Consider the following 24,087-nt stretch of genomic DNA (forward strand, 5'->3'; position numbering starts at 1 on the left):
CAGGATGTTGCGGTGACCTACGACGCCACCGAGACGAGCACGGAGTACACCGCGACGCGCGTGCGGCTGCACCTCAACGCACGGTTCGAGTCGCTCGTCGCGGCCTTCGAGCAGGCCGTTCCGGCGCTCGGAGACGAGGATGCCGTCGCTCGCCTCGCCGAGGACGGCGACTGGTCGGGATTCGTGCGTGGGCTGCAGTGGGAGGTGCCGAGCGGGTTCGTGCGGGTGTGGACATCCCGACCCGACGGGCTGATGCGCTACGCCGGGAGCGCGACGCCGAGCGTCGTGTGGCTCATCGCCAATCACGGCATCGCCGCGCGGCTCTTCCGGCACGATCCGGCGACCGTGCTGCACACGCCGATCCGCATCGAGGCGCACGCCGCACCGGATGCCGGCACCGTGCTGGGCTTCGACACCCCGGGTTCGCGGCTGCGCAGCTTCGGCATCAACAAGGTGACGCAGGCGGGCGCGGAGCTCGACCGCGCCCTCGGCGACCTGCTCGAGGACCTCGGGATGCCGCGCCCGGCCGCTCTGCGCCGCTGACGCGCGGCGGGCACCTGCGCCGCCGCACCGGCCCTCGCCACACGCCCATGCGCAGCCCGCAGCCCGCAGCTTCTGCTTCCGCTCCTACTTCCGCTCCCGCTCCCGCTTCCGCTTCCACCGCCGAAATTGCTGGCCGAGAAGGCCTTTTCGGGCGGGGATAGCGGCATTTGCGGCCAGCAACTCGGCGGGCGCGAGGGTGCGAGCCGGGGAGATGGCACGGCGGGTGCGTGCCGCGAGGGGCGGCGCGGGCGGCACTCAGCGCCCGGGGCGCACCATGAGGCTTTGCATCGACGTGCCGATCGGGCCGCGCTCGTCGTGCAGCACCGTGTGCGTCACACCGAGGCCTGTCGGCCCGTACGCGACCGTCGTGTCGAAGCCGAGCCATTCGCCCTGCGGCTGCGTGAAGAGGTGTGCCGTGAGGTCGACGTTCGGAAAGAGCGTGGTCTGCGGCGGGAACCTCGGCGTGATGCCGTTCGCGATGTCGAGAACGCTCAGCAGTCGCACGGTGGGGCTGATCTCCTCGTGTTCGAGCAGCGGGATGCGCGGTCGCAACCATGCTTGCGCGCGACCTTGTTCGAGGCGACGGCCGAAGACATCCACGGTGCGCACGAACTCGCCCGGCCACTCGTCGAAGCCGGTCCACTCGTCGAGCTCGTCGATCGACGGCATCGCCGGGAACGCGTCACCGGCCAACTCGCCGGTCTCGTGCGGAGCCACAAGCCAGGCGCGCAGCGTGACCGCCGGGCGCCCGCCATGGCTCAGCGCGGCCTCGACGAGCTCGACGGTACGTCCCGGCCGCACCATGCGAGTGTCGACCTCGACCACATCGATGGGCAGCACGCCGAGGATGTCGAACGACAGTCGGCTGAGCTGCCTCCCGTCGGCGAGGCGGTCGGCGAACGCGCGCTCCACACTGTGGGTGAGCAGGCCGAGGGCGGGGGCGACGTGCTGCTCCTCCACGTTCCACGCGCCGCTCACACACCGGGTGGCACGGAAGCGAGAGTCATCGAGTCGTTCGAAGTAGGCGGTCACCCTGGGATCGTAACGAGCGCACCTGGGCGGCAGAGGACGCGGGCCGGCGTCGGCTCGCCGTGCGGCACAAGCCGTTCGTCCGATGGCAACCGCTCGGCCCGGGCGCTCACGCGAGGTGCGCGCCTGCGCCGACCGCGTAGGCCTCGCGCAGCCATCCCTCGAACTCGGCGTCGAGCTGGGACGCCTCCGTGATGACGAAGTGGTGCACGAACAGTCGCCTCTCGTACGGCGAGGCCGGTCCGAGGCGTGCGTCGGTGATCATCCGCTGCACGTCGAAGTAGCCCTTCAGCCCCTTCGCGGTGGGTCGCGCCCCGGCAAATCCGCGCCGGGTGCCCTTCAGGGTGATCGTCGACTTCGAAACGGCATAGGTGAACGGCCCGATCGACTCGACGAGCTCGATGAACGCCCGGTAGAGAGCAACCGACTCCGGCGGCTGACCGGCCAGGTGTCGTTCGACGGTCCAGATGTCGGTGGCCGCGGGATCGCCCGTTCCCGCGGTTGGTGCCTTCGTCGTCTCGCCCATGCGAACACGGTACGAGGCACCCCTGACATCGTCGGGCGCTGCGGCGCACACCCTCCCGGTCGAACAACGCCCGGCCGATCAGCTCCGGGCCGCTCAACCTTCCAGCAGCACCAGCTGCTGCGTCGCGCGGGTCATCGCCACGTAGCGGTCGACCGCGCCCTCGATGCCGTCGCCGAACCGCTCCGGGTTCACGAGCACGACGAGATCGAACTCGAGCCCCTTCACGTGCTCAGGACTGAGCGAGCGGATGCGCCCCCGCGGCTCGAACGACGGAGCTCCGATCACGCAGACCACACCCTCCGCGTGCTCGGCCGCCCAGGTGTCCACGATCCGGTTGAGCGCGGGCACGGGCCCGCGAACCACGGGAAGTCCGGACTCGCGCACCGACGTCGGCACGTTGGCGTCGGGCAGCACGGACCTGATCACCGGTTCCGCCGCCGCCATCACCTCGGACGGCGTTCGGTAGTTGATGCCGAGGGATGCCATCGCCAGCTCGCCACGCCCGCCGAGTCCCACGCGTGCGAGCCGCTCCGCCCACGACTCGGTGAACCCGTGCCGCGCCTGGGCCCGGTCGCCGACGATCGTGATGCTGCGGCTCGGAATCCGGCGCAACAGCATCTGCCACTGCGCGTCGGTGAGTTCCTGCGCCTCGTCCACGATGACGTGGGCGAAGGGGCCGGCGAGCGAGTCTGCCGACGTGAGAACGGCATCCGCCACTCCGCCGTCCGCGTCGAGCGCGTTCTTGAAGTCGTCGCCGCGCAGCATCGACATGGCCAGCATCTCGGAGTCGTCTGCGGCGATCAGGTCTTCGGCGATGCGCGCCCGCTCCTCGCGCTCCGCGGCGAGCGCCGCCTCTCGTCTGCGTGCCAGGCGCACAGCATCCGGGTCGCCGATGCGTTGCCTGGCGGCGTCGAGCAACGGGAGGTCCGCGACGGTGAAGGCGCGGGCATCCTCGCGCCGCAGCGCCCGCACCTCATCGTTCGTCAGCCACGGCGCGCACAGCCGCAGATAGGCGGGCACCGACCACAGGTCGCCGACGACGCCGGCCGGATCGAGCAACGGCCACGCCTTCGCGAACGAGGAGGTCAGGTCGTCTTCCTGCTGCAGGTAGCGGCGCACCAGGTGCGGGGGCGCCTCCTCGTCGTCGACCTGGTCGATGAGCACCTCGAGCAGCGTCTCCCACACTTGAGCCCTGGCCTCGTTGTGCGGGGTTCCCGGTTCGACGGCGCCGAACGCCTCGGCCCAGCCCGTGTCGTCGAGTTCGACGTCGGCCCACGGCGTCTCGATGGTGAGCCGGGTCGTCGGCGGCTGCTCGTAGTGGCGAACGGCGGCCTCGATCACCTCGACCATGCGGGTGGATGCCTTCAGACGCGCCACCCGCATGTCGCGTTCGTCCACCGCGGTCGCGCCCTCGGGCACCAGGTCGCGCAGCGTGCAGACGCGCACACTGTCCTCGCCGAGCCCGGGCAGAACGTCGTGCACGTAGTCGAGATAGGCCTGGTGCGGGCCGACGAACAGCACACCGCCTCCGCCACCGGAGATGCGCGGCTCGGAGTAGAGAAGGTAGGCGGCGCGGTGCAGGGCCACGACGGTCTTTCCGGTGCCGGGGCCGCCGTCGACCACGAGCGGGCCGTGCGCGCCGGCGCGGATGATGGCATCCTGATCGGCCTGAATGGTGCTGAGCACGTCGCGCATGCGCTCCGACCGGCTCGAGCCGAGGCTCGCGATGAACGCCGACTGGTCGTCGAGAGCGGCGCTCGGCTCGGCGTGGCCGAGACCATCGGTGCCGTGCTCGTTCTCGAGACCGTCGAGGTCGAACACCTCGTCCCAGTAGTCGCTGACGCGGCCGCGGGTCCAGCGATAGCGGCGGCGGCTGGCCAACCCCTGCGGGCTCGCGTGGGTCGCGCCGAAGAACGGTTCGGATGCCGGTGCCCGCCAGTCGACCAGCAGCCGACGTCCGTCGTCGTCGGTGAGCCCGATGCGGCCGATGTAGATCGGCTCGGGTGCCGGGCCACCGGTGCTGTCTCCCGTGCCGACCGACACCCCGGCACCGCTCGCACTGAGATCATCGGATGTGCCGTCGCCCGCCGGCACCATGCGCCCCAGGCACAGATCGATGCCGAAGCGACGCAGCAGCCGCAGCTCGCTGCCGAGACGACGCACCTCGGTGTCGCGGTCCATCGCCGACTGCGCGGAACCGTCGCGAGCGGCGTCGCCGTTCCGGTCGCCGCCGGAGAGCTCGCGGGCGAGCCGCCGCTCGAGTGCGCCGATGCGTCGCGCCATCGTCTGCCGGATGGCGGCGAACTGCTCGGCATCGCGTGCGATCAGGGCTGGGTCGTCCTTGGCGGGGTTCGTCAGCGCGAAGGCCGGTGTCGTCTCTGTGGTGTGATCGTCTCGTCTCGTGGTCAAGCGCATCCCATCGGCTGTGCGTGGCGAATTGCCGCGCGACCAGCGATTCTGCACCACGAGGGGGCCCTTGCCGCAAGGCCCCCTCCCTGAGGCATAATGGAAATGCGGGAGGCGAAAGCCCTCGCGTTTTCGTGCGGCGGGGCATTCGTGCGGCAGATCCCGCCAGCATCGTCGCCTGAGGGCCTCGCGGCCCCATCGACACCAGCGCCCCGACCGGTGTCGGGGGCGACTGCCACCATGAGCCCATGCCCAGTCGACACGTGAGCACCGTTGTCCATCGCTCGGCGAACGAGGTCTACGAGTACGCCGCAGAACCCGACAACCTCGCGCACTGGGCAGCAGGCCTCACGGATGCCCCGATCCACCACGACGGTGACGCGCTCGTCACCGAGTCGCCCATGGGGAGCATCCGCATCACGTTTGCGCCGCGCAACGAGTTGGGCGTGCTCGACCACTGGGTCACGCTGCCGTCGGGAGAGACGACGTACAACGCGCTGCGGGTGATCGAGCATCCCGAGGGCGCCGAGGTGATCTTCACGCTGCGCCAACTCGGCGCGAGCGACGCGGATTTCGCGCGGGATGCCTCGCTCGTCGCCGCGGACCTGGAGCGGTTGCGCGAAGTCCTCGAAGGGTGAGGGTGCCGCGACCGGATTCCGACTACAGCCGCGCCCGCGTGCCGATGGCAGCCTCGACCCGGGCAACGGCATCCTCGATGCTCACCGATGCATCGAACCGCTCTTCGTCGACGAAGTCGAGCGGCTGCCACCCGTGGTACCAGTCGGCCATCTCATCGGTCGTGAAGTCGACCCGATCAGCGCGGTGGGCGTGCCGTGCCACGGTCTCGTCGAACGAAAGGTCCCACGCGAAGAAGCGGGCGAGGGATGCCCTGCCCGCCACGCGCTGCAGCATGCGCTGGTACCGGCCCGCGTTGAAGATGCCGTCCATCACGACGAGCAGCCCACGGTCGAGACCCCACTCCGCGATCGACTCGAGCAGGTCGATGTTCGCTCCACCCGCCACATCGCGCTCGCGGAGCATGGTGCGGCGCACCTGGTCTTGACCGACCACGAGGCACTGCGCGCGGTCATGCTGCTCCTGGATCCGCCTGGCCGCAGTCGACTTGCCCGAGCCGGAGTTGCCGCGCAGCACGACGAGGGTTCCCTTCACGGGGACAGTCTTGCAGCGCGAGCTGGTCGTAGCGGTGGCTGTGCCGGACCACCAAGACGCGAGCGGGTTTCACGGCTTGTACTCGGCCGTTCGCAACGCCGGCGCTTCCCGAACCCACGGAGTGCCTGCACGCGCGGCGACGTCTTCCTCTAGGGCGCTTCCTCGAGCGATGACTCCGTGAGGAAGCGGACGATCAGCGGAGTGACGGCGCTCGCGCGGTCGCGCAGCACGGTGTGCGAACCGCCGCGAACGATCACCAGGCGCGCATGCGGGATGCTGCCGGCGAGCATCCTCGTGTGCCTGCGGCGGATGAGGTCGCGCTGCCCCGCGAGCACCAACGTCGGCGCGGAGATCGAGCGCAGGTCGCGCATCGTGATGCCGGGCGGGTCGAGCATGAGGCGCAACAGCTCGAGCCTGCCGGCGCGGATGCGAGCGGGCGCCGGGGTCACAGCCACGGCGAGGCACAGCATCCGCAGTCCCCATCGCACGCTGAAACGCAGACCGGACGCGTCGAGATTCCCCGAGGCGAGCACGAGGGAGCGCACGAGTTCCGGGTGCCGCACCGCGAGCAGCATCGCCACGTTCGCGCCGTCGGAGAACCCGATCATGTCGAACGGTTCGGGATGCGCCGCCGTTCCGCCCCCGAGCACACGGATGACCCGCGCGGCATCGTCGGCCATCCGCGAGAGCGTGAGCGGGCCTGCGCCTCGCGCCGAGCGCCCCTGACCGCGACAGTCCACCGCCACGACCCGACGCCTCGCAGCGAGCAGCGGCACGTTGCGATCGAAGAAGTGCAGATCGCCCGAATTGCCGTGGACCAGCAAGAGCGGGGCACCCGAGCCGCGCACCTCGACATGGAGGTCGTCGACGCGCTGCTCCATGATCGTGGCCGGCGATGTGCTCATGCTGGAACGCTACGTGCGGGCGCCCGGGGTGGGCTATGAATCGGCGATGGCTGCGTGGCGGCTCGTGCGTGTGGTGGCTGGGGTGGCGGGTTGCGGGCGGAATTGGCTGGGCCACCCGAACATGGGCATGCTCGGCGCTCGGATTACGCAGGCACCGCGTGCGAGTTCACGTCGTGGAGGATCGCGACGATCGTTCCGACATCGCTATCGTCGAACAACATGTCAGGGCCTGTCGGCGCCTTGTCTGTGTACGGCGACTCGAAGAGACGCGACGGTTCCATCACGCCGTTCGTCGTCAGCTCGTCGATGATGAGGTCGACGAAACGCACCTGGTCGACGATGAAGGTGCGCTCGGCGAGGAGCCGGCCGAAAGCATCCTCGATGGCAGACCGGTCGAGGCCGACCAGTGAGCGGATGAACGTTCCGATGCCGCCGGGCTGCTGCGACGCCCACTCGATCTCGGGGACTGCTGCGCCGGCATCCTGCAGCATGCGCTCGAGCTCGTCGAGGTCTTGCGCGGTGAGCTGACGGTTTCGCCGCAAGCGCTGAAGCGACACGTTGTCGTCGTGGGCCTTGAGGTAGACGGATGCCTTCTGCCGAAACCTCTCGAGGTTCGTGCCCGGGGTCACTCCCGGAAGGTCGACGGCCGTGGCCTCGCTCAGCGTGTCTTCGAAGTCGGTGTAGACGGGGTTGCGCGAGGTGCGCTCCACGAACCGCACCAGGCCGCGGAGCCGGATGCGAGCGAGTTCGAGCATCGGCAAGGTCACGTCGACCCACCACTCGTCGCCGGCGACCGCCTCGAGAAGCACCTGTTGCTCCGCAACGGCCGGGATCGCGGTCTTCGCCAGGAGCGCGCCCGCGATCTCCTGCACAACCTGCCGCACGCGCTCGGCGGCGGCCGAGTCGCCCTCGAGCTGTGCGAGCTGGCGTCGCAACAGAAGAAGGTCGAACCGCTTCGCCTGTTCATCGGTGTCACGCACGGATGACGGCAGGCCTGCGAGCGACAGCGCTGCGTCCGCGTCGTCTGACGACAGAGCCATCCAGGGGTCTGCCACGGCGAGCCGCTCGACGGCGCGGCGATGCGGTCGCACGAGCACGTTGTCGAGACTCATGCCCGCGACCACCCCGCAGAGCCAGGCGGCGGTGCTGTCTCGCAGAGCGCGGGCATCCCGAGCCGCGTCAGGTGAACGATCGAGCGCGGTCACGAGCCCGAGTCCCCCCTCGAACAGTCGTTGCCCCAGCGACTTCTGCAGCGAACCCTCCGAGCCTGGCAGGTTCTGGCTGAAGAACTCGAGGTTGCCGCAGAAGTCGAAGACGAAGAAGTCGGTCTTGTCCTGCCCCGGGGCGAACAGGTCGGGACGCAGCCGCGTGCCACGACCGATCATCTGCCAGAACTTCGACTTGGACCGCACGAGCTTGAAGAACACGAGATTGACGACCTCGGGAACGTCGATCCCCGTATCGAGCATGTCGACGCTGATCGCGATGTGCGGCACCTTCTCGGGTGTCGAGAAATCGTCGATGAGGCTCTGTGCGTACGGCCCGCTCGCGTGGGTGATGACCCGCGCAAAGCCACCCGCGAGTTCCGGCCACTGCTCGTTGAATCGTTGCTCGATGAACACGGCGTGCGCCTGGTTCTTGGCGAAGATGATGGTCTTGCCGATCCGATCGCCGCCGGCCACCTTGTAGCCCTCGCTCATGAGCGTGCCAAGCACCTTGTCGACCGTGTCTTCGTTGAAGAGGAACCGGTTGAGCTCCTCAGCCCCCACCTCGTCGGGCCGGCCGTCTTCGCCCCACTCGAGCATGTCCCATTCGTCCTTCTCCTCATCGGAGAGGTCGGCGTAACGGATGCCCCTAAGTAGAAACTCGGTACCCACCGACACCGCGCGCGGCGGCACGAGATAGCCGTCGGCCACCGCCTGTTCGAGTGTGTAGGCATCCGTCGGCACACCGTCTTCGAGATGGAAGAGGCGGTAGGTGTTGTGGTCGACCTCGTCTTTCGGTGTCGCGGTGAGGCCGACGAGCAGCGAGTCGAAGTACTCGAAGATGGCGCCGTACCTGGCGTACACCGAGCGGTGTGCCTCGTCGATGACGATGAGGTCGAAGTATCCGGGCCCGAACCGGCGCTGAGTGGTGTCGTCGACCTCGTCGATCAGCCGCAGCATGGTCTGGTATGTCGACACGTACACACGACCGTCGGCGTTGCGCTCGGTGATGAGGTTCACCGGAGACGCCTGCGGCAGGTGCGCCTTGAACGCTCCGACCGCCTGGTTCACCAACGCCGTGCGATCGGCGAGGAACAGCGCCCGTTTGACCCAGCCGGCCTTCATGAGCTGCTCGATCAGCGCGATCACGGTGCGCGTCTTGCCCGCACCCGTCGCCATGACCAGCAACGCCTCACGCTGCTTGCGGTCGAACGCGTCGCCGATGGCCTTGATCGCTCGCACCTGATAGGCGCGACCGGCGATCTCCGAGTCGACGGGCTGTGCCGCCAGCTGCTTGCGCGCAGACCGCCGCTGGACCATGAGCTCCAGCTCGTCACGCGTGTAGAAGCCTTGCACCTGTCGAGGCGGATATCCGGCGGCGTCATCCCAGAGCCAGTGCTCGTATCCGTTCGTGTAGAAGATGACCGGCCGCCGGCCGAACTCCGCCTCGAGACAGTCGGCGTAGAGCTTCGCCTGTTGCTGCCCGACCGACGCACTCTTCGCGGTGCGCTTCGCCTCGACAACGGCGAGCGGGCGCCCCTCTGCGCCCCAGAGCACGTAGTCGACGAAGCCGATGCCCTCGGCGTTCGGCATGCCGGTGACGCGGTACTCGCGATCACGGGCATCCGTCAAAGGCCAGCCTGCTTCGTTCAGCAGCACGTCGATGAAGAGGTCGCGGGTCTCGGCCTCGGAGTAGTCGTGATCGTCGGTCGCGATGCTGGATGCCTGGGCGGCGGCGATCTGCGCCCGCAGCTGCGCGAGTTCCGCGTCGCGAGCCGCGAGCAGGTCATCCTTCTCGGCGAGCTCTTTGGCGTGCTGCTCGTCTTGCTGCTTGAACTTCTGTGCTAGCTTCGCCACCTCGGTACGAGACAGCGGAGCGGCCTTCGCTGCGAGCGCCGGATCGAACTGGGCACCAGTGGGCACGGCCTGCGGCGACGTCGAATAGCGGAACGCCGCCCACACCATCACGTGGAACAGCTCGCGCAGCGTGTCGGCAGCGGCCTGCGGTGGGATCGCATTCGGCTGGTGCACGGCCGTGTTGCCGACCTTGCGAATGAGATTGAGCTTGGTGGTGATGCCCAGTCCCGTGACCCGTTTGAACGCGGCGTCGTTGATGCGCGCGGAGAGGTCGTTCGCGTAGGGGAGCGGCAGCTCGAGCACGTCGTAGAGGTGAGCGACGAGCAGCTCGATCGCACGTCGACTGTAGAAGCAGGCCGAGCGCGGATCGGTGGTGAGGTACGACTCGGCGCGCGCGGCATCGGCATGGATGCCCGGCCATTCGGCGCGCAGAAAGTCGAAGTTGCCCATGGCTGCCGTGCCTTTCCCCGTTGGACTTCGTGCTCAGGGTAGCGGGAGCGGGGGCCGCCATTCATGCGACGGCTCGGCACGAGTTGCAAAGAAGTGTGCATGCAGGAGCCCGGATGTCGGTGGCAAAAGTTACTTTGGCCGGTTGCAGATCGCAGCTGCCGCAACGGCATCGAAGAGAAAAGGACAGGATCATGGATTTTCTCATCCAGGTTCTTGCTGGAATCGCGTCTACTGTGCTGGGAACTCTGCTTGTCACGCTGATCCTGGCGAAGACCAGCCGCGCAAAGTGGAACCCCGTGAAGGTCGCTGCGACGAACGGGCGCGGCGGCACGCAGGTCATCGTTGGGGACGCGCTCGGCGGCGACGTCAGCGTCGGCGTGGACAATAGCCGACAGATCATTGTCAAGAACATTCAGAGTTCTCGGCAATCCGCACCGTCTGTCACGAAGGAGAACGAGGGTACCTGGCAGTTCTGGGTGGCAGTGGTGATCGCGGTTGTCGCCGCCAGCCTTTTCGTCATCTATGAACGGCTCGTGCTCTGGTTCGTCATCGGCATGGCCGTGGGCCTGGCGATCACGCTGATTGCTGCGGTGGTCAGGGCGAACCGGATTCATTCTTGGGACCGTCGCTCGGCATCCGTGACTGCCGAAGTGGTGCTGTCGCTTGCAGCCATCGTGTGGTCGTGCGTGAGTGTGAGTACGCTCCGCTTCGCGGGCGAAACCGTTGCGGGGCTTGGCCGCAGAGTATCGGAAGCGGCCGCCGCTGATCCTGGTTCCACTGGTGCGAACGCCGTCACGAAAGCGGTAGTCGAACCAGCCAAACAGCTGGTGGTGCTCGGATTCGCGAACGGCCAACTGACGTTCGCCATCATGATGATGGGCGCCGTCGTGCTCTCGCTGCTCCTCGCGGCGGCCGGCTGCCGTTCGCTCTACGACTGGCTCGCGTTCATGGGATTCTTCTTCGGCACCACGACAAAAGGGCAGGTGGCGAAAGGCGCTGCTCGGTTCGAGGCGCGAACCGCCAAGTCGATGCTCGCCACGATGATCGTGTGCGCGCTCGTCTTCCTGCTCGCGAGCGGCTGGCTCATGACGATCGTTCATCCGACCGCGACACTGCCCTTTGGGCGTTGACCGCTCGTGATTTCCCGCTCGTCACGGCGGACGGTGAGGCCAGTCAGCAGATTTCGATTATTTCGAATTAGAGTGTTGATATGAGCCTCATCGACCCTGCCCCTCGCGCGTCTCGCGCCTCGCGTACCTACGTCCCCGAGGATTCCACGCGGGCCGAAATGCTCGACTTCGCCGAGTTCGTGAGCGAGATCGAAGCGTTCCTCAAAGCGGGTGGCACCCGAGCTGCGCTCGTCGGTCCCGAGGGCAGGCAACGACCGGTCCCTGACGAGGTGTTCCGGGTTCTCGAACAGGTCACCAACGCATTGGCCGCAGGCAACGGGATCACGGTGGCGCCGAATGAGCTGCGCATGACAACGCAGCAAGCGGCCGACTTTCTGGGCATTTCGCGGCCCACTCTCGTCAAGCTTCTTGAAACCGGTCAGATACCGTTCGAGCGCCCTGGTCGCCACCGCAGGATCGCATTGCGAGATCTGACTGCGTATCAGAAGACGTTTGCGCGGCTTCGCGAGTCCGCACTAGACGACCTCGCTCGCGAGGCACCGAGTTCGACCTCACTCAATATGGATCCGACGGCCCTCGACCGTCTGGATACGCACGAGTGACCTTTCCCGCCTTCTTCGATACCAATGTTCTCTTCGGCGCAATTCTCAACGACGTTGTTCTTCGGATGTGCGCCCGCGGTCTCTTTCGCCCGCTATGGTCACCTGGCGTGCTCGAAGAGCTACGACGCAGCCTGATCAAGCATGGAGCCGCTCCGGACAGCGTGGCCAGGCGCATCGAGGCAATGACCGCGTCATTCCCCGATGCACTCGTGACGGGATACGAGCCGTTGCTCGCCGAAATGACGTGCGACTCCAAGGACAGGCACGTGCTTGCTGCTGCCGTTCACGCGAAGGCCGAGGTTCTCGTGACCTTCAATGTCCGTGACTTCCCGCCTGAGTCCATTGCCTCGCACGATCTGGAAATCGTCCACCCCGACAACTTCCTTCTGGACCAGCTGGACCTCTACCCCGGCCGACGCTTGCCGTGTTCGCGCATCTCGTGAACACGTACAACTCACCGAAGTTGTCACCGGACGGATTGCTGCTCGCCCTGGCACGAACCGTTCCCGACTTCAGCACGGCCCTGCGTCGCTACCTCGAGTAGCTTCCTGCCCTACTCGAAGAACACCTCGTCGACCTCGACGACCGCGTACGTGTGCCGCACGCGCACGCCAACGCGGTGCTTGATCATGGGGTCCGCGAGCTCGGTGCCGTCGATCAGGATGACCCGCGTGGGAATGGAAGCCGCGTAGCCGCGCGCGTTCTGCGTGAACGAACTCGACGTGATGAACACCCCGCGACTGGCGCCACGCCCTTGCAGCGCCCCGACGAATGCCTGGATCGCCTCGCGGCCCACGTGGTTGCCGTCCGCGTAGCGCTTGGCCTGCACGTAGATCTGGTCGAGGCCGAGGGCATCTTGATCGATCACGCCGTCGACACCGCCGTCGCCGGTTCCGCCGATCGCCCTGCCGCGCTGCTCGGCGCCGCCGTAGCCCATGGCGAGCAGCACTCTGACGACGGCATCCTCGAAGAACGCGGGCTCGCTGCCGCGTAGACGGGTGAGGATGTCGTCGGCCACGTCGGTCTGGATGCGCGCCACACCCGTTTCGATCTGTTCGATCGGACTGCTGACTTGCTCGCTCGACGTCGTGGAAACCATCGTGGCCGTCGACTTGGCCGCGGTCCACGCAAGTCCGGGAACCAGTACTGGAACGGGCCCTGCACCGAACTCGCTACCCCGGCTAGGCTTGTCCTCGACAACGAATCGTTCTGAGATGCAAGGAAGTTGATCATGCGCATCACCCGTCTCACGGCGAGCAACTGGCGCAATTTCAAGGTCCTCAAGTTCGAATTACGAGACCGTCTTTTCGTTGTCGGACCGAACGCATCCGGAAAGTCAAACCTTCTCGATGTTTTTCGCTTCCTTGGTGAGGTGGCAGGCACAGGAGGACTCGAAAGCGCTCTTCGCAGGAGAGGTGGCTTGAGCAAGGTTCGGAGCCTTTTTGCTCGCAATTACGCGCGCGGTCGCTTGATCATTGAAGTCGAGCTTGCCGACGGCGACGATCGGTGGCGCTACAAGCTTGCCATCAAGGGCGAAGCGGGCGGTCTCAATCGTCCCATCGTCGACGAGGAAATAGTCGAGCGAAACGGAGAGCTCATTCGCCAGCGCCCGGATTCGGACGATCTGGCCGACCCGGAGCGACTCACTCAAACACATCTGGAACAGATTGTAGCGAATCAAGAATTCCGTGCTATCGCGGATCATTTCGCTAAAGTCGCTTACTTCCATCTCGTTCCTCAAGTGATTCGCAACCCCACGAGAATTAGTCCAGAGTCGGGCGACCCATACGGTTCGGATTTCATCGCGCGAATCAACGCAGTTCCGCAAAAGACTAGGAACGCTTGGCTTCGGCGCATCCAGAACGCGCTCCGTGCCGCGGTACCGGAATTTGAGACGCTCACTCTCGATATAGATGCGGCTGGCCGACCGCATCTGATAGCTGGATATAGGAACTGGCGGCGTCAGTTGGCACGACAGAGCGAGGCAGATTTTTTCGGACGGCACACTGCGATTGATTGGCCTGCTCTGGACTCTAGTCAGCGCACCGTCGGGCGGCGGAGTTCTCCTTCTTGAGGAACCGGAACTGTCACTGAATTCAGCAATTGTTAGAATGCTCCCCACCGTACTCAGTACTGCGCAGCGGGATCGCAACCTTCAGGTTGTTATCTCCACACATGCTCCCGAAATCCTTGACGATGAGGGAGTCCGCGCTCGCGAAGTGCTTGTGCTCCGTGTGACAGAAGACGGGAGTACGGCTGCCCTTCTCTCGGACATCGATGAAGTTCGCGGCGAGGTCGAGGCCGAACTGCCTATGTCCGAGATCGTTGATGCCCTTATTGCACCGAGAGAACTTGCTGGCCTCATCGCGGTGGGCCAGACAAGGAGATGATCAACGTCGCGGTTGAGGGCCAATCCGATATTGAAGTTGCTCGCGCCGTCGTCGGGCACTCTGGCCATGTCGTAGGAAAGATTGTGGTCACTCGAGGTAAGACGAATCTTGATCCCAAGATCGTCAAATATGCTGCGGCTGCAGTTCAGACACCATGGATCGTGTTTCGCGACTCGGACGGGGAGTGCCCGGTTGGACTTCGCAGCCGGCTCTTCCCTTCAATACCTCGAGACCGCGCCTTCCTCCTCAGGATTGCGCATACCATGACCGAGGCCTGGCTGCTAGCAGATCGAGAGGGGTTCGCCGACTATTTCGGTGTTGCAATTTCGCATATTCCACGTGACGTCGAGGGTGTCAAACATGCGAAGGTCACCTTATTGCATCTCTGTGCGAGCTCCAGGTTGCGGGCAATTCGTCGAGAAGTCGTCTCAGACGACGGCCATATCGGCCCGCTTTATGTCTTACATTTGAACACGTTCGCTTCGCAATCGTGGAATATCCCTAACGCTGCAATGAACAGCCCAAGTCTTGCCCGATCGCTTCAGAGGATCGCCGGGCTCAGCGCGAAGTAGACAGGGGTCCCGCGGTGACACTGTGCGATTTTTTCCGGCGCGCGAACCCCCTGGATGCCGCTGGCGATTCCCATCGAGAGTCGCTCGAGGCAGTTCAGGAAGTTGAGCGCCGGGCGCAACAGGGGTGTTCCTGAGTGGGTGATCACCGTCATGCATGACCGTCGAGTCGACGATCGTTGATCGACACAACAACACGAACTCGGGCAGTCCCGTCAGAGCTCGCCCTTGAACGCGCGGCACTGAAGCGATGTGAAGAGGGTGTCGTCGACAGCCGAGGCGCGCATGACTATGGCTCTACTCTCGCTAATCGCGTTTGTTAAGCGCGCAAATTCATGCTGCTGACTTTGCGAAGCCACCGGTATTTCGAGAGACCTGATATCCGCGAAGTTCAACCCATCCTTCACCGCGGCACGGTTCCGAGAAATCAGCTGCCGACGCCCTGCAGGGGACTCAATAGACGCAGACAAGAACTCCGGGACGATCTCGGGCGCCCGCAAGATCGCAAGATGTTGGTTGATGAATGCCCGTTCGAGTGTTTGGGGGACGACCGCCGTACGGCCCAGGTCTGCAGTTATGCTCACAAGCACATCTCCGGCCTTTACTGCGGTGCGCTTCGCTTCTGCCGAGTCCGGTGCCGCGACAAATGCAACGTCCTCGAGGTCGAGCCTTCCGTGAGCTACGTTCTGGATCCTGAGAAATAGATCGCCGCTGTCGCTGTAGTACTTTGACCAGCCTCTTGAACCGCTAGTTAGAAACTCGAGTTGGGCTCCCAAGCGGCGGGATTCTTGCAAGCCCCCGAACATCTCCTGAAACACCGCTTGCGTCAGCGAGTCGAGGTGGGTGAGCACCTGGCGTCGCTTGGTGCGGATCGTGTCGGCCCGGTCGAGGATCTCGGCGATTCGGCGCTGCTCGGCGAGGGGCGGGAGGGGGACTGGAAACGTCGCGAGGACTGTGGGACTTAGTCGAGGCAGGTTGGCCCCCGTCGCGCGCGCTGCCGCGAAGTCAACCATCGTTGGCAGTGCCAGATAGTGAGCAAGGTACGACCGATCCAGGTCGGCTGATGGGCGGATCGGCAGTATGTCCGTGCTGCACACACCGGCAAAGTCCGGCCGGCTGATCTTGCCCAAGTACGGACGCAATTTGCCGTACAGCACGTGCTCAGCGCCGAAACGGAATTTTGCACTGGCTACCTCGGCCCCGCCGACAGTGTCGTGCCCGATGATGCGACCGCCGCGCTCGATGTGCTCTAGACCGAGGTAGATGGTCTCTGGTGGGAGCGCTGCAGGATCAACAGCCCTCCGCTCGATCGCGGCAACCTTCCCCAGCGGTACCGTCCTCACGACAGCATCGCCTTCAGCTCTGCGACCCCTGCCGCGATCTCGGCATCCAGGGCCTCGATGTCGGCGAGGATGTCGAGCGGGGCGCGGTGCTCAACCGCGTCGTACTCGACCTCCTTATAGCGGTTGAGGGAGAGGTCGTAGCCCTGGGCGACGATGTCGGCCTTCGGCACGAGGAACGACTGGTCGGTGCGAGCGCGGGCGTGCTCGGGAGTTGCAGGGATGCTGGTTTCGCCCGGGCTGGTTTCGAGACGCGCGCCTTCGGCGTGCTCCTCAACCAGCGAGGATGCACCATAGGCCGACGCGGGCACGGCGTCAATCAGCGAAGGCGCGTGGAGCGAGGCCCAGCGGGCGCGCACGTCGTCGAGGTCGCTCGTCTCGATGGGGCTGCGCTTGTCGTCGAGGGAGAGACCGTCGGCGCGGACGTCGTAGAACCAGACATCCTCGGTGCCGCCCGAATCCGTCTTGGTGAACAGCAGGATGGCAGTTGAGACGCCCGCGTACGGGCGGAAGACGCCCGACGGTAGCTTGATGACGGCATCCAACTTCTGCTCCTCGACGAGGATGCGCCGCAGGTCTTTGTGCGCCTTCGACGAGCCGAACAGCACGCCGTCGGGCACGATGACGGCGGCGCGTCCGCCCGGCTTGAGCAGCTTGATGAACAGGGCGAGGAACAGCAGCTCGGTCTTCTTGGTCTTGACGACCTTCTGCAGATCCTTCGCCGTCGACTCGTAGTCGAGCGACCCCGCGAAGGGCGGGTTGGCGAGGATGAGTGTGTACTTTTCGGCATCCGCCGAGGCACCCTCGGAGAGCGAGTCGCGATACCTGATGTCGGGCGACTCGATGCCGTGCATCAGCATGTTCATGCTGCCGATGCGCAGCATGGTCTGGTCGAAGTCGTAGCCGTGGAACATCGAGCGGTGGAAGTGCACGCGCTGCTTCGGGTCGGTGAGCGCGGTCGGATGCGTGTGACGAACGTACTCGGATGCCGCCACGAGGAATCCCGCCGTGCCGCACGCCGGGTCGCAGATCTCGTCGTCGGGTCGCGGCGCCATCAGATCGACCATCAGCTTGATGATGTGACGCGGGGTGCGGAACTGACCGTTCTTGCCCGCCTGGCTGAGCTGCGCGAGCAGGTACTCGTAGAGGTCGCCGTTGGTGTCGCGATCGTCCATCGGGATGCCGTCGAGCAGGTCGACCACCTTGCTCAGCAGCGCGGGGGTCGGGATGGTGAACCGCGCACCCTTGAGGTGCTCGGAGTAGGTGGAGTCTTCGCCGCCCACCTGCGTGCCGAGGTTCTGCAGAAAGGGGAACACCTCGGTGCTCACCGTGGCGAACATGACATCGGGGTCCGTGTTCTTGAAGCGGCTCCAGCGCAGGTGCTGCTGGTGGTTGCCGAAGATTGGATGCTCGACAGCACCGGCCCCGAATCGCGCCTTCTTCTCGTCGAGCGTCTGCAGATCATCGAGACGTCGAAGGAAGAGCAGGTAGGTGATCTGCTCGATCACCTCGAGCGGGTTGGAGATGCCGCCCGACCAGAAGGCGTCCCAGACGCGGTCGATCTTGCTCTTCAATTCGCCGGTGATCACGGATGCCACTCTATGGTGCGTGAGGCTGCCCACGACCCGGGCTGCTCTCGTCGGCTCAGTCGTGCGTTGGCGGGCAGACACGCAAGTGCGGACGCCTCGGTGCAGGTCGATCCGGTGGGCTCAAGCGCCGTGCCCCAGCAGTCTCCCCATCCACATCCATATTCGAAACAAGTTATTCACAGTTTGCTCTATATTCGTAGATATCTACTAGACTGGCATCATGACTTCGCACCTGCCCCGACTCACCGACGCGGTGAGCAGCGTGCGCGCGCTCGTGGGAGACGGGGCCGCTTCTGCCGACTCGACTCCGCCTCACGGCGAGGCGTGGTCACTGCTCGATTCGGTGCGCCAACTCGATGATGTTCAGCTGCAGTCTCTGCTTTCCAGTGCGGGTTCGGGGCGCGCCGAGTTCGACCGCGTGATCTCGGTGGCCGCTGGTGAGGTGGCCAAGCGGTCGCGCCGCGAGCTGGGCCACTCGGGGCTTGCGCAGAGCAACGGACATCGGTCTGCAGTACAGCTCGTGCAGGTGCTCACCGGGGAGTCGCCGTCTGAGGCACGTCGACAGGTCCGCGTCGGGGAACTGCTGGGGGAAGCAGCGGCGAGCGCGGGGATAAGTGCGCCAACAGGTGGCTCCGGTGACGGTGGCGAGGCCGAGCAGCAAACCAGTGCGCCCGGCACGACGTCAGCTGTCGAGCGTTCTGGACCGAGTCCGTGGCAGCAGCCCGTGACCGACGCGATCAACTCCGGGGCGATCAACCCCGAGATCGGACACCTCATCGTCCGCACGCTCGAGGATGTCTCCCCGACGTGCACAGACGACGTTCGTCGCGGGGCCGCGAGCGCGCTCGTGGAGTATGCGGCCACGCTTACGAGCGGTGCCACCGTCGATTCGGGGGTGCGCGGCATCCTCCACGACGACGTGCGCCGGCGTGCCCGGCAGGTGCGCGACCGCATCGACGTCGACGGAGTCGAAGACCGGTTCATGCGTCGCTACGAGAAGCGCTCGTTCAAGACCTGGCGTGATGCCGAGGGTGCGCTCAACTTCCACGGGATCGCCGACGACGAAGCCGGCGTCTTCCTCACCCAGATGTTCGACCTGGCATTGAGCCCACGACGGGGCGGCCCGCGTTTCGTCTCGAAAGACGACACCTCATGGGCCGAGGCATTGCTCGACGATCCCCGCAGCAATGAGCAGCTCATGTTCGACACCTTCATGCAGGTCGTGCGTATGGGCGTGGGCTGCGACGAGAAGACCGTCTTCCGCGGCGAGCGCCCCGGAGTGCGTGTCGTGACGGTTGCCTCGGCTGACGTCGATGCCGAGACCGATTCGGGTTGCGGTTCCGGCTCCGGCACCGGCGGCTCCGGGAACGGTCCTGGCACTGGCACTGGCACTGGCACTGGCACTGGCACTGGCACTGGCACTGGCACTGGCACTGGCGACACTGCAACGGGCTTCGCGACTGGAGCCGTTGAGGGTTCAGACGTTGCCGTGCCCGCTGGCTTCGTCGCCGCGACCGCGTGCGACTGCGGCACGGTACCCATCACGGTCGACCGGTCCGGCAGAGCACTCAACCTCGGGCGCACTCAGCGCACCTTCACACCGGCACAGCGCGTCGTGCTGCACGCCAGAGACGGCGGATGCCTGTGGCCCGGCTGCGATCGCCCCGCCTGGCAGACCGAGGCACACCACATCAACGAGTGGGAAGCCGATCACGGCAGAACCGACATGGCCGACGGCGTGCTTCTCTGCCGCTTCCACCATCTGAACTTGCACACCCACCATTGGCGGATACGACGGCGGGACACCGCCTACGAGCTGGTGCCTCCACCACAGCATGGCGCTGGCCGCGAGCCGATACCGCTGAGGTCGAAGGCTCCGACGTGGGAGCAGGCGTGCGCGCGCTCCGCGTGAGGGTGAACTACGCCCCAAGGCCTGCCCCGGCGGAGGGAATGCGCTCAGGGGACGGTCGCCCACGCAACGACGCCACCCTCCACAGAAGAGAGCGTGCTCGGCACACGCAGACCGGGCACACGCTCTGCACGAGAACGTGTGCCCAGCCGGGGTGGGTGGGGGTATCGGCGGGTTGCGGTAGCAAGTTGTGGCAACGGTTCGGGCGACAGGTTAGGGCAACGCGTCGCGTCAGCAGGATGCGTCAGCAGGTTGCCGCAGAAGTTGCGGCAGCAAGTTGCAGCGACAGGCGCCACCGCCGAAACTCAGGCGGCGTAGCCGAACTGCTTGCGGGTCAGCGCGTCGAAAGTACGGTCCGGCAGCAGCGTGGCCATGGCGACCGCGACATTCGCACCGGCACCGATGCGGTAGCGGGTACGCGGGCGCGGGGTGAGCGCGGCCTTGACGATCAGCTCGGCGACGGCATCCGGAGTCGACATCTGCTTGGCGAGCGCAGGGCTGCCGAAGTAGCGGCGCATCGCCGCCGCCATCGAGGCGTATGGGCCGCGGCCCGAGGTCTGGTCGAGGTGCTCCATGGCGGTGTCGTGCCAGTCGGTCGCGACATAGCTCGGCTGCACGAGCGTCACGTCGATGCCGAACTGCGACACCTCGCCGCGGAGCGAGTCGGAGAGCGCCTCCAGCGCGAACTTCGACGCGTGGTACCAGCCGCCGAGCGGCGCAGCGAACTCACCGGCGAGCGACGAGACGTTGACGATGCGCCCGTGGCCGGCCTCACGCATGCCGGGCAGCAGCGCCTGCACCAGGCCGACGGCGCCAACGACGTTGACCTCGAGCTGCTGGCGGGCAGCGTCAAGCGACGTCTCCTCCAGCGACCCGAATTCGCCGTAGCCGGCGCAGTTGATGAGCACATCGACCGTGCCGGCTGCCTTCGTCACCGTGGCCACCGCCGAGCGGATCGAGTCGTCGCTCGTGAGGTCGAGAGCCACCGGCGTCACGCCGCCGATCGCAGCGACCGCGTCGGTGTTGCGGGCTGCACCGAAGACTGTGAGGCCTTGCTCGACGAGCAGCGCGGCGGCGCGGGCGCCGATGCCGGAGGATGCGCCGGTGATGAGTGCGGTGGTCATGGTGTCTCCCTGTCGGTGCGTGGAGCTGCGTGGTCGGGCTCATCGAGTCGTTCTCGGTTCGCTCTCTGTGAACGATATTCACAGTAACACCAACTACAGTGAATGTCATGCACAGTGCAGAAGATCGTGCGCTCCGGGTGCTCTGGGGACTCGAGACACCGCCGAACCACGGACCGAAGGCGCGGTGGTCCGGGGAGCAGATCGCCACCGAGGCGGTCGCGCTGGCCGACGAGGTCGGGCTCGACGCAGTCTCCTTGGCACGCGTCGCCCAGCGCCTCGGCATGACGACCACCGCGCTCTACCGGTACGTCGACTCGAAGGCCACGCTCGTGGAACTCATGGTGGATGCCGCGATCGGCGATCCGCCCGAGATCACGGGCCGCGGATGGCGAACCCGGTGCCGCACCTGGGTGAGGCTGCTCGCTGAACGGTACGCAGAGCATCCATGGCTCACGGATGTGAAGCCGACGGGGATGCCCCGCCAGCCGCATCCCTACGCCTGGATCGACGCCTTGGTGAGCGCGATTCCGAGCCAGGCGAACGTCGACTCGCTACGCCTGGCGCTGCTGTTGGACAGCCTCATCCGCAGCTACGCCGCGCTGGAACGCAGCATGAGTGCGGCGACACCCGAGCCGTGGCTTGCCGAAGCTGTTGCCCTGCGGTTTCCTGCGCTGGCGGCAGCGCCTGCGCAGAACGTCTCCGATGCACACGCCGAGTTGGACTTCGCCGTCGACACGGTGCTGCGCGGGGTGGGGTGAAGCACGCAGGCCCAGGCATACGGTCGGGCCGGTGTCGCTGAGGTGGCGAGGGCGACCTACCGCACCCGCCGGCCGTGCGCCAGGTCGATCAGACGCGAGAGCACGTCGCCCGCGCGCAGTCCGTTGTGCTCGTACTCGCTCGTCACCCACGGTGTGACGCCGGGCAGCAGGGCCGCGGTCTCCATCGAGAATTCGAACGGCACGTACGCGTCGTTGACGTAGACCGCCGCCGCACCGCGGGCGCCGGATGCCTCCAACACGGCCTTGTCGTACAGCCGCGGCCACTCGAACTCCGCGAGTCGCAGCGTGACGTCTCGCCAGGGCCGCAGACCCGGGACGGTGTCGAGCCACTCCCGGCGAACGTGTTCACCGGTGAGCAGAGTGGGGTCGGCCTTGAAGTCGTCGGGTTCGACGCGCTCCGCCGACCAGCGCGTGGCGTGACCGTCGGCGTAGCTCGACTCGTGGAACACGTAGTACAGCGGGTTGCGCGCACTGAACGGCAGGGCCTGCGCCAGGTCGTGCCGGAACGCGTTCGTGCCCGGATCCTGCTCGAGCAGCGACCAGACCGTCTGCCAGCCGTCGTTCGTGCCCAGCAGCATGCCGATCGAACGCAGTCGCGAGACCGAGACGATCTCGCCGTCGGGCAGGATGATCCGCCCCGCCTCCGCGAGGTCGGCGAGGCGACGCAGGGCATCCCTGTGCTCCGGGAACCGGCGGTAGTACATCAGCGAGAGAGTGCGGAGCTTGTCGTACGTGGAGGCGTACACCTCGTCGGGGTGGCGGCCCACTGCACTGAGACCGCCCGTGAGGTAGACGTGCTGCAGCGACGGGGCATCCGTCGACAGATACGCGAGCGTGGTGAAGCCGCCGAACGACTGGCCGAGCACGCTCCACGTCGTCGCGCCGAGGTGGTCGCGCAGCGCTTCGGCGTCGCGCACGATCGAGTCGGCGCGCAGGTGGGTGAGGTGTTCGGCGACCGCGTCGGTTCCACGCTCCAGGTCGGCGTCGCCGACCGGCGTCGAGCGGCCGGTGCCGCGCTGGTCGAGCATCACGACGCGGTAGTGGGCGAGCGCCGCGTCCAACCACGACGGCGATGCCGGCGCATGGAAGGCGCGCGGCGCCTCGTGGCCAGGTCCGCCCTGCAGGTACACCAGATAGGGCAGGTCGTCACCGCCCTCTCTGGTGATGACGGATGCGTGCACATCGAGAGTGCGGGCATCCGCGTCGTCGCCCCACACCAGCGGCACCGTGATCGTGTGGTCGTCGATCGTGAGGTCTTGCATGCTGCGCATCGTCACTGGCATGCACCGAAGTCTAGGAGCGGCCGGCCGGCCCCGCCCTGGCGAGAATCCACTCGGCGAACCGGGTCTGTCGTGACGTGTTCCGGCAGTACCTCCCAGTGGCGTGCGAAGTGGCGTTAGCTGGATGCGGACATCAGGTCGGAAGACATCCGACAGAAGGAGTGAACGTGTACGGAGCAGTGATGCACGCGCCCGGCGACGTGCGATATGAGCAGCGTGACGACCCGGGCATCCTGGAGCCGACGGATGCCGTCATCCGCGTGACGGCGGCGTGCGTCTGCGGCTCGGATCTGTGGCCGTACCGCGGCTTCAACAGGGTGTCCCGACCGACGCCGATGGGCCATGAATACGTCGGCGTCGTCGAGCAGGTCGGCGACGCGGTCGAGACGATCAAGGTCGGCGACTTCGTCGTGGGCTCGTTCATGGCCTCGGACAACACGTGCGAGGTCTGCCGGGCCGGATACCAGTCGCGGTGCGTGCATGTTGAGCCGATGGGACGTGAGGGCGCTCAGGCCGAACTGCTGCGGGTGCCGCTCGCCGACGGCACGCTTGTGGCCACGCCCGGGATGCCGGATGCCGACCTGGTTCCGTCGCTGCTGGCGGCATCCGATGTGCTCGGCACCGGCTGGTTCGCGGCGGACGCCGCCCAGGCGGGCCCCGGCAAGACCGTCGCCGTGGTCGGCGACGGCGCCGTGGGACTGCTCGGCGTGCTCGCTGCGAAGCAGTTGGGCGCAGAGCGCATCATCGCCATGTCGCGGCACGACGCGCGACAGAAGCTGGCGCTCGACTTCGGCGCGACCGACATCGTCACGGAGCGCGGCGACGAGGGCGTCGCACGCATCAAGGAGCTCACGAACGGGCTCGGCGCACACTCCGTGATCGAAGCGGTCGGCACGCAGGAGTCGATGATGCAGGCGATCCGCGCCACGCGGCACGGCGGACACGTCGGCTTCGTCGGCGTCTCGCACGACGTCGAGATCCCCGGTCAGGAGCTGTTCTATGCCACGGTTCACCTGATGGGCGGCCCGGCGCCGGTTCGACGCTTCCTGCCCGACCTCATCGACCGCATCTGGCGCCGCGAGATCGATCCAGGGAAAGTGTTCGACCTCACACTGCCGCTGTCGCAGGTGGCGGATGCCTACGCCGCGATGGACGAGCGCCGTGCCATCAAGGTGCTGCTGACCCCGAAGGGGTAGTCGAGGCGGGGCATCCGCGTGTCCTTGGTGGGGGCCTCGCGACTGCGCCAGGTCTCGCGTATTGCGCCAGAAGACGTGGCGCGGGAGC

At 66.4% G+C, this 24,087-nt stretch carries 23 protein-coding genes; 11 read left to right on the top strand and 12 right to left on the bottom strand.

The genetic code is table 11. The features are described from left to right. Positions 1-12: 12 nt before the first annotated feature. Entirely contained in the window at positions 13-543 is a 531-nt protein-coding gene (locus FPZ11_RS12305; protein WP_146321306.1) for a hypothetical protein, read from the top strand. 255 nt (positions 544-798) lie between these two features. On the opposite strand, the gene FPZ11_RS12310 is transcribed toward FPZ11_RS12305, so the two are convergent. The 3 genes from FPZ11_RS12310 to helR form a co-directional block, all read right to left on the bottom strand. Beyond that, positions 799-1,575, bottom strand: a complete 777-nt coding sequence (locus FPZ11_RS12310) for a thioesterase family protein (protein ID WP_146321308.1) — start codon at positions 1,573-1,575, stop codon at positions 799-801. A 106-nt stretch (positions 1,576-1,681) separates the two neighbouring features. Continuing rightward, entirely contained in the window at positions 1,682-2,098 is a 417-nt protein-coding gene (locus FPZ11_RS12315) for a DUF5655 domain-containing protein (RefSeq protein WP_146321310.1), read from the bottom strand. A gap of 93 nt (positions 2,099-2,191) precedes the next feature. After that, entirely contained in the window at positions 2,192-4,507 is a 2,316-nt protein-coding gene (gene helR, locus FPZ11_RS12320; RefSeq protein WP_246846242.1) for an RNA polymerase recycling motor ATPase HelR, read from the bottom strand. A gap of 245 nt (positions 4,508-4,752) precedes the next feature. Between helR and FPZ11_RS12325 the strand changes: the two genes are divergently transcribed. Further along, positions 4,753-5,142, top strand: coding sequence for an SRPBCC family protein (locus FPZ11_RS12325; protein ID WP_146321315.1), 390 nt, complete (start codon positions 4,753-4,755; stop codon positions 5,140-5,142). Positions 5,143-5,164: 22 nt separating this feature from the next. Here the strand turns inward: FPZ11_RS12325 and FPZ11_RS12330 are convergent, their stop codons facing one another. The 3 genes from FPZ11_RS12330 to FPZ11_RS12340 form a co-directional block, all read right to left on the bottom strand. Then, on the bottom strand, positions 5,165-5,674 hold the full coding sequence (locus FPZ11_RS12330; protein WP_146321317.1) for an AAA family ATPase: 510 nt from the start codon (positions 5,672-5,674) through the stop codon (positions 5,165-5,167). A gap of 149 nt (positions 5,675-5,823) precedes the next feature. Continuing rightward, the gene (locus tag FPZ11_RS12335; protein WP_146321319.1) at positions 5,824-6,579 is read right to left on the bottom strand and encodes an alpha/beta fold hydrolase; all 756 of its coding nucleotides are present in this window, start codon (positions 6,577-6,579) and stop codon (positions 5,824-5,826) included. 143 nt (positions 6,580-6,722) lie between these two features. Next, positions 6,723-10,091 (bottom strand): DEAD/DEAH box helicase family protein, encoded by a 3,369-nt coding sequence (locus FPZ11_RS12340; RefSeq protein WP_146321321.1) that lies wholly within the window; start codon positions 10,089-10,091, stop codon positions 6,723-6,725. Positions 10,092-10,282: 191 nt separating this feature from the next. Here FPZ11_RS12340 and FPZ11_RS12345 point away from each other — a divergent pair, with 191 nt between their 5' ends. The 3 genes from FPZ11_RS12345 (at position 10,283) to FPZ11_RS12355 (ending at position 12,266) form a co-directional block, all read left to right on the top strand. Further along, the gene (locus tag FPZ11_RS12345) at positions 10,283-11,221 is read left to right on the top strand and encodes a hypothetical protein (protein ID WP_146321323.1); all 939 of its coding nucleotides are present in this window, start codon (positions 10,283-10,285) and stop codon (positions 11,219-11,221) included. 80 nt (positions 11,222-11,301) lie between these two features. Next, a complete protein-coding gene (locus FPZ11_RS12350; RefSeq protein WP_168203817.1) occupies positions 11,302-11,823 on the top strand; it encodes a helix-turn-helix domain-containing protein in 522 nt (173 codons plus the stop codon). Further along, on the top strand, positions 11,820-12,266 hold the full coding sequence (locus FPZ11_RS12355) for a PIN domain-containing protein (RefSeq protein WP_210415863.1): 447 nt from the start codon (positions 11,820-11,822) through the stop codon (positions 12,264-12,266). Before FPZ11_RS12350 ends, FPZ11_RS12355 begins: the two co-directional genes overlap by 4 nt. Positions 12,267-12,376: 110 nt before the next feature. Here the strand turns inward: FPZ11_RS12355 and FPZ11_RS12360 are convergent, their stop codons facing one another. After that, entirely contained in the window at positions 12,377-12,922 is a 546-nt protein-coding gene (locus FPZ11_RS12360; RefSeq protein ID WP_146321325.1) for a restriction endonuclease, read from the bottom strand. A gap of 132 nt (positions 12,923-13,054) precedes the next feature. On the opposite strand from FPZ11_RS12360, the gene FPZ11_RS12365 reads away from it, so the two are divergent. From FPZ11_RS12365 to FPZ11_RS12370, 3 genes are read left to right on the top strand one after another with little or no spacing between them, the layout of a single operon-like run. Beyond that, positions 13,055-13,897 (top strand): AAA family ATPase, encoded by an 843-nt coding sequence (locus tag FPZ11_RS12365; RefSeq protein WP_246846243.1) that lies wholly within the window; start codon positions 13,055-13,057, stop codon positions 13,895-13,897. Then, positions 13,836-14,213: an AAA family ATPase gene (locus tag FPZ11_RS19900; protein WP_246846244.1), complete on the top strand. Its 378-nt coding sequence runs from the start codon at positions 13,836-13,838 to the stop codon at positions 14,211-14,213. The genes FPZ11_RS12365 and FPZ11_RS19900 overlap by 62 nt, the downstream gene beginning before the upstream one ends. After that, on the top strand, positions 14,210-14,785 hold the full coding sequence (locus tag FPZ11_RS12370; RefSeq protein WP_146321327.1) for a hypothetical protein: 576 nt from the start codon (positions 14,210-14,212) through the stop codon (positions 14,783-14,785). Before FPZ11_RS19900 ends, FPZ11_RS12370 begins: the two co-directional genes overlap by 4 nt. Here FPZ11_RS12370 and FPZ11_RS12375 read toward each other — a convergent pair. The 3 genes from FPZ11_RS12375 to FPZ11_RS12385 are packed head-to-tail and all read right to left on the bottom strand — an operon-like array spanning position 14,755 to position 17,711. Continuing rightward, entirely contained in the window at positions 14,755-14,937 is a 183-nt protein-coding gene (locus FPZ11_RS12375; protein ID WP_146321329.1) for a hypothetical protein, read from the bottom strand. The genes FPZ11_RS12370 and FPZ11_RS12375 overlap by 31 nt on opposite strands. Positions 14,938-14,997: 60 nt before the next feature. Beyond that, positions 14,998-16,125, bottom strand: a complete 1,128-nt coding sequence (locus FPZ11_RS12380) for a restriction endonuclease subunit S (RefSeq protein ID WP_146321331.1) — start codon at positions 16,123-16,125, stop codon at positions 14,998-15,000. Further along, positions 16,122-17,711, bottom strand: coding sequence for a class I SAM-dependent DNA methyltransferase (locus FPZ11_RS12385; RefSeq protein WP_146321333.1), 1,590 nt, complete (start codon positions 17,709-17,711; stop codon positions 16,122-16,124). The genes FPZ11_RS12380 and FPZ11_RS12385 overlap by 4 nt, the downstream gene beginning before the upstream one ends. Before the next feature lie 220 nt (positions 17,712-17,931). On the opposite strand from FPZ11_RS12385, the gene FPZ11_RS12390 reads away from it, so the two are divergent. After that, on the top strand, positions 17,932-19,623 hold the full coding sequence (locus tag FPZ11_RS12390) for an HNH endonuclease signature motif containing protein (protein WP_146321335.1): 1,692 nt from the start codon (positions 17,932-17,934) through the stop codon (positions 19,621-19,623). A 302-nt stretch (positions 19,624-19,925) separates the two neighbouring features. On the opposite strand, the gene FPZ11_RS12395 is transcribed toward FPZ11_RS12390, so the two are convergent. Further along, positions 19,926-20,744, bottom strand: coding sequence for an oxidoreductase (locus FPZ11_RS12395; protein WP_146321337.1), 819 nt, complete (start codon positions 20,742-20,744; stop codon positions 19,926-19,928). Between the two features lie 107 nt (positions 20,745-20,851). Here FPZ11_RS12395 and FPZ11_RS12400 point away from each other — a divergent pair, with 107 nt between their 5' ends. Then, positions 20,852-21,502, top strand: a complete 651-nt coding sequence (locus tag FPZ11_RS12400; protein ID WP_146321339.1) for a TetR/AcrR family transcriptional regulator — start codon at positions 20,852-20,854, stop codon at positions 21,500-21,502. 56 nt (positions 21,503-21,558) lie between these two features. Here FPZ11_RS12400 and FPZ11_RS12405 read toward each other — a convergent pair whose 3' ends face one another. Beyond that, positions 21,559-22,806 (bottom strand): alpha/beta fold hydrolase, encoded by a 1,248-nt coding sequence (locus FPZ11_RS12405; protein WP_146321341.1) that lies wholly within the window; start codon positions 22,804-22,806, stop codon positions 21,559-21,561. A gap of 179 nt (positions 22,807-22,985) precedes the next feature. Between FPZ11_RS12405 and FPZ11_RS12410 the strand changes: the two genes are divergently transcribed. Then, positions 22,986-23,999 (top strand): zinc-dependent alcohol dehydrogenase family protein, encoded by a 1,014-nt coding sequence (locus FPZ11_RS12410; RefSeq protein ID WP_437438645.1) that lies wholly within the window; start codon positions 22,986-22,988, stop codon positions 23,997-23,999. The last annotated feature ends 88 nt before the right edge of the window (positions 24,000-24,087 follow it).

This window comes from Humibacter ginsenosidimutans, from assembly GCF_007859675.1.
GTDB classification, from domain to species: domain Bacteria; phylum Actinomycetota; class Actinomycetes; order Actinomycetales; family Microbacteriaceae; genus Humibacter; species Humibacter ginsenosidimutans.

What these genes read in the sequence shown, in the direction of transcription:
- FPZ11_RS12395 (WP_146321337.1), bottom strand. Translation starts at nt 20,744, where the DNA reads ATGACCACCGCACTCATCACCGGCGCATCCTCCGGCATCGGCGCCCGC.
- FPZ11_RS12365 (WP_246846243.1), top strand. Translation starts at nt 13,055, where the DNA reads ATGCGCATCACCCGTCTCACGGCGAGCAACTGGCGCAATTTCAAGGTC.
- FPZ11_RS12335 (WP_146321319.1), bottom strand. Translation starts at nt 6,579, where the DNA reads ATGAGCACATCGCCGGCCACGATCATGGAGCAGCGCGTCGACGACCTC.
- FPZ11_RS12340 (WP_146321321.1), bottom strand. Translation starts at nt 10,091, where the DNA reads ATGGGCAACTTCGACTTTCTGCGCGCCGAATGGCCGGGCATCCATGCC.
- FPZ11_RS12360 (WP_146321325.1), bottom strand. Translation starts at nt 12,922, where the DNA reads ATGGTTTCCACGACGTCGAGCGAGCAAGTCAGCAGTCCGATCGAACAG.
- FPZ11_RS12315 (WP_146321310.1), bottom strand. Translation starts at nt 2,098, where the DNA reads ATGGGCGAGACGACGAAGGCACCAACCGCGGGAACGGGCGATCCCGCG.
- FPZ11_RS12390 (WP_146321335.1), top strand. Translation starts at nt 17,932, where the DNA reads ATGACTTCGCACCTGCCCCGACTCACCGACGCGGTGAGCAGCGTGCGC.
- FPZ11_RS12410 (WP_437438645.1), top strand. Translation starts at nt 22,986, where the DNA reads ATGCACGCGCCCGGCGACGTGCGATATGAGCAGCGTGACGACCCGGGC.
- FPZ11_RS12375 (WP_146321329.1), bottom strand. Translation starts at nt 14,937, where the DNA reads ATGACGGTGATCACCCACTCAGGAACACCCCTGTTGCGCCCGGCGCTC.
- FPZ11_RS12370 (WP_146321327.1), top strand. Translation starts at nt 14,210, where the DNA reads ATGATCAACGTCGCGGTTGAGGGCCAATCCGATATTGAAGTTGCTCGC.
- FPZ11_RS12325 (WP_146321315.1), top strand. Translation starts at nt 4,753, where the DNA reads ATGCCCAGTCGACACGTGAGCACCGTTGTCCATCGCTCGGCGAACGAG.
- FPZ11_RS12400 (WP_146321339.1), top strand. Translation starts at nt 20,852, where the DNA reads ATGCACAGTGCAGAAGATCGTGCGCTCCGGGTGCTCTGGGGACTCGAG.
- FPZ11_RS12405 (WP_146321341.1), bottom strand. Translation starts at nt 22,806, where the DNA reads ATGCCAGTGACGATGCGCAGCATGCAAGACCTCACGATCGACGACCAC.
- FPZ11_RS12350 (WP_168203817.1), top strand. Translation starts at nt 11,302, where the DNA reads ATGAGCCTCATCGACCCTGCCCCTCGCGCGTCTCGCGCCTCGCGTACC.
- FPZ11_RS12345 (WP_146321323.1), top strand. Translation starts at nt 10,283, where the DNA reads ATGGATTTTCTCATCCAGGTTCTTGCTGGAATCGCGTCTACTGTGCTG.